Here is a 13841-nt window from a genome sequence, read left to right as displayed (position 1 = left end):
GCTGGAAACTTTGACCTTGGCACAAGGTTATGGATTGAGAATTGAGCTGTTTATGCCTGATCGCGCAGATTCCGCAGACTTCGACAACGAGACGGAATATGACATTGAGGCCATGGTTCTTGGTTATAGTAAGCTGACAACAAAGTCTAATAATAAAATATAATGCGATCTAATCCTCACGCCGTTTAAAGTCCAAATAATCGTATCTCCTATCAGGTTCATTCCCGCTAAGATCTGCCTCAACAACCGAACGGATCGCCCTGTTTAACTCCAAAAAAGTTCTACCCTGAGATAAAAACCTGTTAATATTTGAATGAAAATTCCTATTCACATGTATTGAAAATCCAGATTTGTCAACCTCAATAATGCCTCCATTTTCCAAGTGCGTAGTAATCGTATCTATAGTGATTGTATTGTGACTGTCGATTTGAATCGAACGCCGGTCCACGGGAACTAGCTGCCGATTTAACAAAAAGTAGCTCAGGTATTGCCGAAAAAAACGTGAGATATCGGCATGCCCGGTAGTCTGGTATGTTAGGACTTTAAAAACAGAATTATCTCCTCGAATATTGCTATCAAAATTTTTTGCGCTCGCATTTATCTTCGAAATATCAATTCGCTTCGAATAAACCTCGGAAATTTCACATGTATCATCAAAGTATGTCTCCTCAGTCACTTTACAATTAAAAAAATCAGCAAATCTCAAAATTCTCGATTCAGAAAAATACAAATCACTAAAATCCAAATTTAGGTCTGTACTCGCCGGCACGTCAATCAGGCAAAAATTACTTATTACTCCATCACTTTTTGAAAAAAGACCACGAATCAGTTCATTGCTATTTCTATTAGAAAAAGATGCAACTAAAATTAAAAATAAATTACTAATACTCTTCTCAACATGACTGAGAAGGTAATCATTCTTCAGTCCAAATTCCCTCAGTCGCCCTATGCATGTGCGAGCCCTTTTGACTAATAACTCAAAATTATTGTTCATAACGCGGATGCGAGCCGTAAGTAGCCGTGCAACTTCCGAATTTATGTTGCAATCGTATGATAATACCTGAACCAGATTTTGACTAGTAGCGAAGCTAGTTGAACAAAATAGAAATTCCGTAACCATTATTGCTTTAAAGTATGTATTCAAAAACGGGAATCGAAAAACAAGGTTCTGCCCACTTCTTGTCAACAACGGATGGTCTTGCAGACCTTTTACGATATTGTCTCCCCGGTCAAACTTCCGAATTTTATTCAGTAAATTCAGAAGGCCATCTTTATAAACAGATCCGCGCTCATCAACCGCTAAAAAGCACAAAAACCGAACTTGATCATCAATACTTAAATTAAATCCAAAAACGTTCTTTTTGTAAGTTTCGCGTCTCAGAATTCTATACATTAGGAAATCATTACTATCTTCTTGACAGAGAATATCACTATTAAAATCAAAGTCTATTTCACTGAAATTGAAATTAGATTTAACAATCTGAACTATAATATCTAGAACAAATGGCGGGAAGCTATACTGATTGAATGTCACATCTGGATAAAACTCTTTAAGTATCCTCTTGCACAACAAGACTTTCTTATCATCAAAGTGATGACGAAAATACAATTCCGCCCGGCCGATATCAAAGCCGAGAAGCTCATAGCTCATCACGCTGTGGGTATTTTCCTGAGAATTAAAAAAACTATTCATCTCTTCAATATAAGTATCACGGCAATTAATGATAATTTTTCCGCGCCCGATTGCTTTACGGAGAGTTTCGACATAAATAAGGAAGGACGATAAGTCAAAGGAAGGGATAGTAGATATAATCTCATCGACTCCGTCAAAAATAACTACAATATTGCCAAGAGCAAAATTCAAAAAGAATGATCTTTCGGACACAAAACCCCAGTCTGGATAGCAGTTTTTACATATTGCGTATAGGTCGTAATCAGATTCAACCAGAAATCTCTTATTCTTGAAACTCTGAATAAACGTACTTGAATCAATAAATGCTACAACAAATCTCGTATGCTCACTTACAATTTTGTCATGTATTTTTTCGCAAAAAGTGGTTTTGCCTATGCCGCCAGCCGCCTTTATGATGCCAACCATCGACTCATTGTCGTTGATAATCCAATCAATCACATCATTAATCCCAAGATAGTCACCATTTGATAAAACATCAGGGTCGACATAGTCGGGAATACTACTAAGTAAACTTTGTTCAAATTTGAAACTTTTATCAAACAAGAATTCATCAATGTAGTAAACCTGAGAAGAAGGAAAGAAGCTTCTAATATTGTCAATCCTCGTGGCCGTTCGATGATTGAAGTCTTTCGGTGCCAGAATAGTCAAATTCTGAAGAGAAGAAGGGCCACACGCGTCTTTAATCTGTCGCTCCAGTCGTTGAAGAACGTAATCTTTTTTTAAGACGAGAAGATTAAAAAACACGGATGGGTGATGATCCATGACAAATTTAATAAGATAGAATTCTTTTTCATCGACGTGGCTATTATTGAAGGAACTATAAGTATTAATTAAAGCTTCTTTCACGTCTTCATAGCTAAGGGTGCTAAACATGGATTCAGCAAACAAGTCTTTGAGTATTGAATCTCTGAGTCTCTTGTCAATATTTGCCACGTTTAGAGTTTTTGGAACTCCTAACTGCAGGTTTCGAAAAACGTCTAAGTTTTTCAGGAACCTATTGAAACTGATAACTTGACATCTGTGTCTATTCAAAAGAAGGTGATTGAGTACTAGACAAGAATCCTTTCCCTGAATGTTATTTGTTATATAGATGTTGGATAAGACCACAATTGTATGACTAATATGTCTCAGCATTTGTTCTTGTGAAACATAGATTAGATAATCAAAAGATGATCTACCGCTGACTCTGAACTGATCGTAAAGTTCCTTCGAAGATGTGTAAACATTTATTTGTTCACGTGTTAAATAATTTACGATACTACAAACATTCGTAATTTCATCAGAACCAAATGTTATGCTAATTGCCCTTGGCGCAGAAAATTTACTATCGGGAGCTATTTCAAGAAAATTGTCAAGTATGGTCAGTACTTCGACTGCCTTTGAGAGATTTTGATTGATTTTCAAATGCCGGTACATTTGATCCAAATCTATAATATCAACATCGATATCAAACAAGAATTTTCCATTAATTATTTTCGCAATCCGATCCTTGATTTTTTTCCTATCTTTTTTTATATTGATATCTTTCAAAAGTATAATTTTCAACCGATTGTACTTTTCATAATGCTTATATTTAATAACCTGCTCGATGGAGTTATCTATTTTACTCATTGTATATGATGATGTCACTTGAATCATCTCTGATGCATCTATGTCAATGCCGTCAACTCCGGGAAAATTTTCAGAAGCCAGATTGGCATTGATCGCATTTTTGTCAAATATTATATTGTAGATTTTCAAAGCTGTTGTCTCCAAGAAGAGATTCAAACTGAAATCATTGGTTTTATTGTCTGTTGCAATTTTTCCTTTGATAATGTTCAGATTGGTATTAATCCGGAAAAAAATTCCGGCTATATTGTCAGATCCTTTTTGATTATACATGATAAATTGTACATTAATGAGGGTTTATTCACTTCTGTAGTTTTAGTTTTGAAAAATTTATTTTACTAAATTGTCGGGTTATTCGTCCCATTGGACTCCAATTTGTACACTTGGTTGATCGTAGCACACCTAGCTGTCTTCATACTTCATATGATATTGGTGATTCGAAATCTTATCTAGGAATGAATGTATAGTGGAAATTCGCTAGCGACAAATACAACACGGACTATTTCAAAACATTGCTTTTTCAGACATCAGTATTTTAAAATATTAAAAGAAGCTTTTGCTATTGTTTGCTCCTCCTTCTAAGATCGAAATATGCCTTATACAACCATTTTGTTGTCTTTAAAATTATCTAACGGCTATAATAATTATCCGAAGCGTATTAATTTTTCGTAAATTTTTCGGCACACGCTGCTGATTCCTTTCAGGGACAAGTTTAATTTGATATTCTCCACAGGTGACTTAGGATTGCTTACAGATAGAAAGGTCAGCAAATAGCAAAGTGCAGTTACAACCGAGTCTTTACATACTATGAGTAAAAAAGTCATTTCTTTAACAAAGCCTGACAAGTCAATGTTTAGCGGCGTTTGGCCCCACTCGTTGCACAAACATTGACTAAACCGATTGTGCTTAAATCAAAGCTGACGGAAGTAACGGCTGCTAACGGTGTCAATTGTAGTTGTTCCGGAGGAGACTATGGAAGTCCCACTAACAACTACTTGGCAGAACATCTCTCAAATAGTAAACGATTACTTATTAAACAATGAAGTGTTCAACCCTTGACGGGAAAGATTAGCCGATGGGACAACATGCCGTCCCGTGGTCGTAAGCGACAGGCGGATCGTCCACCCACTCACCATCTATTTTCGTTACTTCAAGCTCTGTGGTGATCTCACTGACAGCAAATACAACGCTAAGTGTTTGCTCTCCCAAGACGTCATCCAAAATAAAATAAGCATAAAATGGCTTATACTCTTTTTGGCCATTAGCCTGAAATACTTCGTTATCGTCGTACATCTTTTGTACAACTTTCTTCATATCCCGAGTAATTAGATGTGCCCTGCCTTCCCTGTCTGACTGAAAATCCGGAATATGAAGGTCATTGACAATCCTTTTCCGCCGGCCCAGATAGCTCTCCTTCCCAATTTTCAAATCTCCTGTCGTTACCTCCCGTCCATCCGCCCAATAAATCTTGCTTTTAGCAGTATCATCCCGCCCTATGATCTTTTTTTTCCTTATACAAAAGCCGATCGTTAACCCCTTAAATCCTCTGTCTTCCGGTTGACACATATATTGCGCGACAAGGTAATGCCCCTCTTGCGCTGATTGGATCAGTTCATTGAACTTTACAGCATCAATAGCCACGGATTTTGTTTCATTCGTAAAATCCAATCCACGATCTCTCAATTTGTTATGACGTTTCTTGAATTCCTTTCGATATTCATAGATCATACCAATGTCGATTTCGTCCCAATCGAGAATACCCAATTGCTTTGCTTGTGAAGATCTGATGATAAATGGCATAGTGACAAAAGATAGGTTGAGAAGTCAATATAATGTAAAGCAATTCTCGTAGAAAACCGGTTGATAAATTCTTTCCCCAAAAGCCGTATATATCAATTAGGATAACTCAAAGTCCCAATCTGCGATGTCGTCGTACTCGGACTTTGTGCATTTAACTGATATGTGAACGTGCCTATCGTGCGGGTTGCTTCCTGCATACGGTCTCCAAACCCATGCCGCCGTTCCGCCAATGGGAGCTGAATTAACAATTCGTCTATTCCAGATAATATATTTAATCCGAGGATCTTTGTTTGTGACAAGAGATGCGACAAGAATGTTGCAGTCGCATTTTCTCGCCGGGTCGTGGGTCACATCCAATGCCGTTACCACCCCTCTCTTTGTATTTTCGTCCCATACCCGCGGATTATGATCCGAATTTCGGTTTCTGTGGGCCGTATCGCCGATGGACCCATCGGAATTTTTCTTTCTCGCAGGCGCGACGGCATTAATTTGTGCCAACAATTTTTTCAGACTTTCTGCAACGCGCCATACATTCCACTGCGCGCCAGGATTTACAGGGCAGTCTTGGATTAGATTCGCTCCCGCAGCTCTGAATTCGTTGGCAGCCGTTTCGTCGTGCGGGGTGATCTCAGTTAAAAAGGTATTTGTTGTCGGTTTAACATCGAATGTATGCCTGAAATCTACATTCGTGGCAAGCTCAGGGAAATCGACAAATGGGTTGCGATTTCCCTGTAATTTGTAAATGCATTGATTTCGATGTAGCTCATACAAAGTAACGGGATTATTTTCATGCCATCGAACCAGCATCGCAACATCCTCAAATTTATATCTATTTCCAATTATCCCCGGATACCGCACTAAAAAATACAATACAGCTCTTGCCACTGCACCCTTGTTTTCGATAGGCTCAAATTTTTGCTCGTTCAAACCATTTACATTATCCACCAGCCCACATCGTGGTTTATCGAAATCATTGGTACCATATCCTTGAAAATCATAGTATGGATAATTTTGGCGAAACGCGTTACAAACAAGTTCGCATGCAAACAGGTGGTGCAGGTCACCCACCATGGGCGCATTATTCCCAAACCAACTCTGCGGAATTACATGCTCGCAATTGTAAGGTAGCTCACGCCGTATCTGCTGCTCGAATTCGGCATTAGACATTTCGAGGCAATCAAATTGCTCGCGTTTCTTTTCCCGTAAAAAATCAATCTGCTCATCCATAGCGATTAACGCACTAGGGTCAAAGGCTGTCTCTGGATGGTATACGCTGCGAAGCAAATTATCAGGATGCAGATCTACCAAAGGATAAAGGTAAACCGAGGGTTTGTAAGGCAATTTATTGCGATGCGTCTTTGTCAGCAATTCAACCAGTGATCCAAAAATACTCTGCGACGTATCCCAGTCGATTCCGGCGTAATATGTTCGTTTTTCAACTTCGTTCTGTACCGCATTGAAATATTCGTTTATCGACCCCGGAGTTCCTCCGATCGCCCTGTTGGCAAATAACGATGCCTGCGAAGTCGGAGCCTTTTGCAATGTATCGACCTTCGCTTCAAGTTCTTTAATTTTGGCATTCGCTTCATCCAGTGATTGCTGCTGTTTTAAAAAGTTATTAGACAGGTTATTGATCAGTAAGGTACCGATACTTCTCAACAAGCGCACAGCCGAATATCCGGATATTATACCGTAGCCCAGGAGTATTAGAAGAGTCTGATTGTCGATCTCACAGTTTCCACTGCAGGGAGTTGTAAACTTGCTTTTTATGCCTTCTAGCTCTACCAATGCAGACAATACCGGCACGAGCGCCGAGCCACCGATACCTACCACAATGTAACCTATCAATGGCCAGTTCCCCTGAAGGAATTTGAGCAGTCGTGACCAAAAATCCTCTTTTACGGCAACCACTGAGGTACCATTAACCTTAGGCTCATAGATAATCAGCCCTTTGAAGTCTACAAAATACTGAATAAGGCCGGCAATCACGCCCGCAATCAGTAATACCAGGGAAACCGAAAATAGTGACATTGCTTTGAGAAGTTATCAGTTTACTATATGGACCCAGTGTGCGTGTCGAGCTGTCCGCATATGGGATGCGAATCTGCATTTGCTCGAAATGGGATAGATTAAAACAGAAGAAGTTGCTGAGGAGGCTGTTATTGCCCGCTTCCTGTGTTCGTCTTATCGGTAGCGATATCGTTAAAGCTTATATTTATCCCCAGTCCAACCCAGGTCTTTTTATTGAAAATCCACGCAGTCGAACGATCCCGGGCATTCAAGAAGTCTTTGCCTATAAAAATGCCAAAATTTGCGAAGCGATTCAGCTTGATTACCGTTCCCAAAGAGATCGTTAGCGCGCTTGCAGTTCTTCCCTGGGTAACATCGCTGTTGAGAGAGTCAAGGTTAATGCTGGAAAGTCCAAGGCCGACCGATGCGTCAAGCCATGATTCCTTAGACTTTGAACTCCCTAAACCAAAGACCAAATTCGCTTGAAGAGCCAAACTTGATTCGAAATCAAACGTATCGCCTTTCCCGCGTAATCTGAACGGAACCGTGTATAGGCCCACGGTAGCACCTTTATAATTTCGATAAACGGGTCGTGCATATTTCTTAAAATCTTGCAGAGTCATTCTAAACAATGGGCTGCCTTCATTGTACATTTTAAAATTGTCTGAATTCGAATCTGGATATGTCAGATACGAATACTGAACATCTTTTTCATCTACAACTTGAACAAGAATTTTTGCATTCCAAGGTATTGCTACTTGTTGTCCTGCTGGTGCAAGCCCCTGGGCATTAGCTCTAACCTGCGTTGACAAAACCTGGACCTGCGTAGTAATGAATCGGTATACATTTCCCGACTTTACTTCAAAGTCATCTTGAGCGAACAGGCAGGTCTGCGAAAACAGACCGAGAAAAAGAATGTTAGTAATTAGAGCTTTCATATTCGTTCATTTAAATTGTTGGGACGCGTGAGTTTTACATCATAGCGGCTAGGATCTAGCCAAAAGTTAAATATTCGAAAGGTTTGTATACACTTGATCGATGTCGCTGGCAGGCGGCGATTGTACTCGATATACATGCATGCCCAGCTGTTGCGCTACCAAACCGTCGACGACATTTTCGGTACAGAAAAGGCATCTTGCGGGATCGCAACTGGTCTTTTTTAGAGCAATCCGAAAAATTTCAGGTGAAGGCTTTTTGACATTAACCTCTGATGAAAGAATAATCAAATCGCTTTCAAAGAAACCCCAGGGAAAATCCGTCGGTAGGGCCGCGAGGAGGGCCGCGCGACTAAAATCACCCGTGTTCGAAATGATACCCAACCGAATTTTATCCTCAAAAAGAAGCCTTAGAAGTTTCTGCGCTCCGGGAAGCCAATTTTTGTCCTTCACGAGGGTTTCGCCCAGATCGAAAACGATTACTTCGTATTTGGTTACCATTTTATCGGCTGTTTTGGGTTTCCTGAACTATGGGAAGCGATATAAAATTAGTTCAAGCGATACGGTGGGTAGCAGGTGTTTTCACCATTTTTTGCACCGTATTTTACCCGGTATAGAATGCGTATCATGCGAAGGCACATCGCGACATGAGCGATTCCTGAAAGCAAAAGACATATTGTCTTTAAGGAAATTGTTGGGAGTTAAAGAGAAATTGCGGCCACGGAAAAGAATACTCTGCCGTGGCAAATGAGATTTGATGCCCGCAAATTTCGGGAGGAAGTGTTACCTGAAAGGTCTAATATTGCGAATCGGAACTGATTTTTCAGAAATGACTGCTGAGAAAGGTTCTAGCCTATCGGGCAACATGCAGTTCCGTGATCGTAGGCCTTCACGATATCCGCCCATTCCTTAAAAAGCTCGCTCTCTTGCCAAAAAGCAATACTCAAACCTTGGCTATCGATGATAAAGTATGCGTATAGCTTATCGGTGGTCGAGAAAAAATTTAATAAATCATCATCTATCAAATGCGCCCTACCAAGCAGGGCGGCTTCAAAAAGCTCATTTTGATGATCGTCAAATATGAAACGCTTACGACTCAGAAAATTAGAAATCCCTTTCTTCAGGCTTGCCCTGGTTAAGTTCCTTCCGGAAGAATTCCTATCGATAACACTAACGATAGAATCATGCTTCCCCTTGTTTTTCCTCCTTGTCTTGACGCAGAAACCTAGCCTTAGTTCTGCAAAATCCGGGTTGGACGCCAACCCTTTCTCATTACAAATAAATTGGGTAACAAAATATTTCCCTTTATTCGCTCGGATCTTGGTTATCAAAGCACTCATTGCTGCCGGGGCTATTTCAAAACCCTCTGACTCGAGAATATGGTCTATTGCTGCGCATCCTGCTAATCCCTTATGTCGCCTACCGGATAAACTCTAGGTATTACATAAAGTCTTCACGGTCTAACTCAACCCATGCTGGCGTTGGTGTCTCAACGTATTTGTTGCGATTGATAATGAACGGCATATTTTGAAGGTTTAGATTGCTATTTTTTACTATCCGAAACTTTTAAACCACATCTACCAATTTGAGTTTAATTGCCTTGATCACCATTCCAACCCTGCTCTTCACGTCCATTTTGACGAAAACTGATTCTCTGTAGCCGTCGACAGTTCGCGGGCTAACGCACATCTTGTCGGCGATCTCTACATAGGTGAGGTCGCTGCTAGCAAGTTTAATGAAGGTCTTCTCCCGGTCATTGAGGCTCAGGATTTCGGCAGGTTCCTTTACGGCGCCCGGGCTAAGGCTTTTTACTAACTGCCCCGTCACAAACTCTGAATAGTAAACACCCTTTAAACGCATTGCATCAAGTGCTTCTTTGAGTTCGTAGGTTTTACAGCCTTTCAGCAAATAGCCTTTGGCGCCATTTCTCAACATTTTTATGATGGAATCCTCCTTGTCGTTCATCGAAAGCGCGAGAATCTTGACCGACGGCCTGTTGGCACTTAGCCATTGCGCAACCTCGTAGCCGTCCATGTTTGGCATGTGAATATCCAGCAGGACAATCTCCGGGATCATCCCCAAAGTAAATTTCCGAATGAGGTCTTCACCACCGAAACATTCAAAAATCACTTCGTAATCATCAAATTTCTGAATCAGCCCCGACAGCGCTTTGGCCATGAGTTCATGGTCATCGACAATAGCAACAGTGGTTTTCATGAGTATGGGTAAAGGGTTTACTTTTCTACCTGATTTGGGAGTGTAATTTCTATTTCCGTCCCCTGTCCGATTGCTGTTTTAATTGAGAATGTTGCGCCGATAAGCGTCGTTCTGCGCTGCATATTTCTCAGGCCCGCGCCGGAGTGTAAAATATCTCCGCCTGCAGCAGGTTCGAAATCAAATCCACATCCGTCATCTTTGATACAAAATATAATTTTTTCCGGTCTATACTCAATCCGAATCAAAATATTCTTAGCCTGCGCATGTTTCAGCGAATTATTAAGCACCTCCTGCCCTATACGAAACAATACTATTTCCTTATCGTACCCCAAAGAATAGGGCTCGCCGGCTAGGTTTATTTCCACCTGGCACTTTTTTGTCTTCCTGATACGGACAATAACATTAGAGAGGCTGTCAAACAGACCAAAATCTTTTACAAAATCACCATCGAAACTCTTCACGAGGCTTCTTAATTCTGCAATAGATTGCCCGACTATTTCATTCGCCTCCACAATTTTTTCTTGGTCCTCTCCTGGCTGCAAGGAGTCGGCAAAAACATCCAGGTTTATTTTGGCTACAAAAAGGAGCTGTCCTATGTTGTCGTGCAACTCTCCTGCAATTTGCTGTAATGTATTGTTCTGTACTTCGAGTTGCGTCTGCAAAATCTCTCGTGCATACTGGGCGTGCAACGCTGCTTTTTCCTGCTGGGTGGCGAGCTGCCTGCGCTGAAATATGAAGAAGAGGGTAAGCAAAAAGATAATCAGCAGAAACAGGAGGACAGTCCCGGCCGCGACGATAACCACTACTTCCGATATTTCGATTGACATATAAACCCGTAGGTAATCATTCCGTAGAGAAAGCAGTTGAGCAAATGATTAATGACATATAGCTCTTTTGCAAGATCGGGATTTTTGTCGTAAATGACATTGGTGAAGCCCATCTGAAAGAAGGTGCCGGCATAAAAAAACAAAAGGCCCGCACATATCCAGAAGTTTGGGTTATGTGCGGGGTCTTGGGCATCCCTTTCCTTGAAAAGCTGAAAGAAATATGTGATGCACCAGCAGGTTGTCAGAAAGGCTGACAGCAAGAAAGAGTATGTTGCAAGAATCTTGTAGCCCGCACGGTTCAGAAGATAAACGACGTTCAATATCACGACCGGCGGAACCGCAAAAAATATGAGGTTTCTATATTTCCGCAGAACTGCCAAGCTAGCAAAGTACCCGCCCAACAACGTACACTCTAAAATCTGATAACTTGGGAATAGCCACCCGGGAGGTCGCTCTCTCAGCCCCTGGAAGTAATAACCTATCGCCTCTACCGGCACCGTAACGATGATCAGCCAAAGCATATAAATCAAAGGTTGTGACAGGCTTTTCCGAACGGATATTCCTGTCACAAAGCAGATAAGAAGTACAGCCAGATAGATGTGTAAAATCATAAAAACTAGCCTATTGGACAGCAGGCAGTACCGTGATCATATGCGTCGAAAATGATACTTAGACCGGACATGACAACGCCCTTCTCGACAAGCGCTTCAATTGTTTCAAAATTAATTTCTGAATCCGAGTATAACACACTAATCGAATCGGCACCCGGTAAATGATCGTCGACGATAAAATAAATATACACTTTATCGTCAACCAAACCCATCTCATTCACCCTTGTTTTCATTTCTTCGGTGATCTCGTGAGCACGCCCTTTCCGGTCATTTGCAAATTGGGTTGAGCTTTTTAGAATTTGCTGCAGTCTTCCATTATAGTTACCTCTCGCCTTGCAAAACGCATCCTCGGTAATTATCAGGCCTTGCGAGTTATAAATCTTTCCAACAATCCTGTCTTTCACGCCAGCCGTATCTTTTTCCTTAATGCAAAAGGCCAGATTGATATTCTCAAAACCGTTATCGACAGGATCGCACACAAAATGTGCCACCAGGTAATGCCCGATTGTGGCCTGCTGAACCAGCGTATTAAAAAACTTAAAGTCGATAGTCAATGACAAAAAGTCACGTTGCAAATTCATCGGGGTTGGCCCCGTCAGCAAGTCTTGGTGCCGCTGGACAAAGAGCTTACGGTAACGTCTTACTTCATCGATCGGGATAGGTTGCCAATCACCGGCTGTCTTAACGATTTGAGCATTTTTTCTAATGATAAATGGCATATTGTTTTGAATTTAAAGGGTTGATAATGGCAAAATTAGCGTCTTAGGAAGTGGCGTAAAATGTGGCTTTCACGGTTTTGGGCCGGGGAAAACACTGATGTCAACCGCAGATGTTTCGGGTATTTCTACGGTGAGAGAAGAGGTCTATTTCACCTGATGTGAGAGTGAAGAGCGAGCGAAATTTGTGATATAGATTTTACCCCAACCTAATGTTACTAAAATGAAAAAGTCACTTTTGAAACCCGAACCGCATTTAGCGAACGAACATTCCGATTGCTGCTCACTGCATTGCTTTATCCCGCCGTACGTGCTGGACGAACTCGCAAAATCAACTGATCCAAAAGTTCGTAAGGAGATTGTAGAGACAATCGAAGAAACTGCCAAAGCACGCGCAACCCGAAGCCTGCTAGCCGAATTGCCTGTCGTTGCCGCACTGCCTTCCGATGGGACGAAGCAAAGATTGATTTATGACATGAAAAATAAGCCTTTCCCCCTTCCGGGCGTCCTCGCAAGAGCTGAAAATAGTCCGATGACAAGCGATCCGGCCGTAAACGAAGCTTTTGACAATTCAGGTATAACTTATGACTTCTACAAAAATATTCTCAATCGGAATTCGATAGACGATCGCGGAATGCCGCTTATTTCCAGCGTTCATTTTGGAAGTAGATTCGAAAATGCACAATGGGACGGCAGGCAGATGATGTACGGGGATGGAGCTGACCGCTTTCTGCGCTTCACGCGGTCACTCGAAGTAGTGGCCCACGAACTTACGCATGGCGTGATTCAACATACGTGCAACCTTGTTTACCAGGGCCAGTCCGGCGCATTGAACGAACATTTTGCCGATGCTTTCGGTATTATTATCGAACAATGGCATAAAAACCAACCTGTAAACGCCCCTAACGTTGACTGGTTCATTGGAGGTGAGATCATCCAGCCCATTGCCAATGTAAAGGGTATCCGAACTTTTACGGCGGACAAGGCCTACATCAACAATCCGCTATTTGGAACAGACCCCCAGCCCAAGCACATGCGAGATATTTTTACAGGCAATGACGATAATGGCGGCGTGCATTTCAACTCCGGAATTCCAAATCACGCCTTTTACCTGATTGCCTTAAAAATCGGCGGTAATATTTGGGGGACAACAGCCAAGATCTGGTACGAAACCATGAAAAGCCTTCACAGGGACAGTCAGTTCCAGGACGCAGCGGAAAACAGTTATCGCATTGCCGGTGAGTTATTTGGACAGGGGAGTAATGAGCAGTTAGCCGTGGAAGAGGGGTGGAAGGGCGTAGGTATACATGTAGCATCCCAGGCAAATGTGATTGCCAAAAATATCACTGCCCCGAAACCTAAACTTCCGAAGTTCTTCGTTAAATGGGATGGACTTCAATTGAATAAGGTTTAGAGACAAAAGT

Annotated in this window: 11 protein-coding genes; 1 reads left to right on the top strand and 10 read right to left on the bottom strand. The window is 41.6% G+C overall.

Going from position 1 to position 13841, the window contains the following annotated elements:
* Positions 1-169 precede the first annotated feature (169 nt).
* The 10 genes from IEY24_RS14590 to IEY24_RS14545 form a co-directional block, all read right to left on the bottom strand.
* Positions 170-3574 carry an SMEK domain-containing protein gene (locus IEY24_RS14590; protein ID WP_188933277.1) on the bottom strand — a complete coding sequence of 1135 codons (3405 nt, stop codon included), beginning with the start codon at positions 3572-3574 and terminating at the stop codon, positions 170-172.
* A 795-nt stretch (positions 3575-4369) separates the two neighbouring features.
* Complete coding sequence (locus IEY24_RS14585) at positions 4370-5101, bottom strand: hypothetical protein (protein WP_188933275.1); 732 nt, start codon at positions 5099-5101, stop codon at positions 4370-4372.
* Between the two features lie 96 nt (positions 5102-5197).
* Positions 5198-7132 carry an endonuclease gene (locus tag IEY24_RS14580; RefSeq protein WP_188933274.1) on the bottom strand — a complete coding sequence of 645 codons (1935 nt, stop codon included), beginning with the start codon at positions 7130-7132 and terminating at the stop codon, positions 5198-5200.
* A gap of 128 nt (positions 7133-7260) precedes the next feature.
* A complete protein-coding gene (locus IEY24_RS14575; protein ID WP_188933268.1) occupies positions 7261-8049 on the bottom strand; it encodes a hypothetical protein in 789 nt (262 codons plus the stop codon).
* A 66-nt stretch (positions 8050-8115) separates the two neighbouring features.
* Positions 8116-8547 (bottom strand): HAD family hydrolase, encoded by a 432-nt coding sequence (locus IEY24_RS14570; protein WP_188933266.1) that lies wholly within the window; start codon positions 8545-8547, stop codon positions 8116-8118.
* A gap of 347 nt (positions 8548-8894) precedes the next feature.
* On the bottom strand, positions 8895-9386 hold the full coding sequence (locus IEY24_RS14565) for a hypothetical protein (protein ID WP_188933264.1): 492 nt from the start codon (positions 9384-9386) through the stop codon (positions 8895-8897).
* A gap of 226 nt (positions 9387-9612) precedes the next feature.
* On the bottom strand, positions 9613-10263 hold the full coding sequence (locus IEY24_RS14560) for a response regulator transcription factor (protein ID WP_188933262.1): 651 nt from the start codon (positions 10261-10263) through the stop codon (positions 9613-9615).
* 17 nt (positions 10264-10280) lie between these two features.
* Positions 10281-11090 carry a sensor histidine kinase gene (locus tag IEY24_RS14555; protein ID WP_188933260.1) on the bottom strand — a complete coding sequence of 270 codons (810 nt, stop codon included), beginning with the start codon at positions 11088-11090 and terminating at the stop codon, positions 10281-10283.
* Positions 11066-11611 (bottom strand): hypothetical protein, encoded by a 546-nt coding sequence (locus tag IEY24_RS14550; protein ID WP_188933258.1) that lies wholly within the window; start codon positions 11609-11611, stop codon positions 11066-11068. Before IEY24_RS14550 ends, IEY24_RS14555 begins: the two co-directional genes overlap by 25 nt.
* A 95-nt stretch (positions 11612-11706) precedes the next feature.
* Positions 11707-12420, bottom strand: coding sequence for a hypothetical protein (locus IEY24_RS14545; RefSeq protein ID WP_188933256.1), 714 nt, complete (start codon positions 12418-12420; stop codon positions 11707-11709).
* A 220-nt stretch (positions 12421-12640) separates the two neighbouring features.
* Between IEY24_RS14545 and IEY24_RS14540 the strand changes: the two genes are divergently transcribed.
* Positions 12641-13831, top strand: a complete 1191-nt coding sequence (locus IEY24_RS14540; protein ID WP_188933254.1) for a M4 family metallopeptidase — start codon at positions 12641-12643, stop codon at positions 13829-13831.
* The last annotated feature ends 10 nt before the right edge of the window (positions 13832-13841 follow it).

It is taken from the genome of Dyadobacter endophyticus, assembly GCF_014641595.1.
In the GTDB taxonomy this organism is placed as follows: Bacteria; Bacteroidota; Bacteroidia; order Cytophagales; family Spirosomataceae; genus Dyadobacter; species Dyadobacter endophyticus.
The sequence above is the reverse complement of the archived record's forward strand: the minus strand, read 5'-3'. Positions and strand labels throughout refer to the sequence as shown.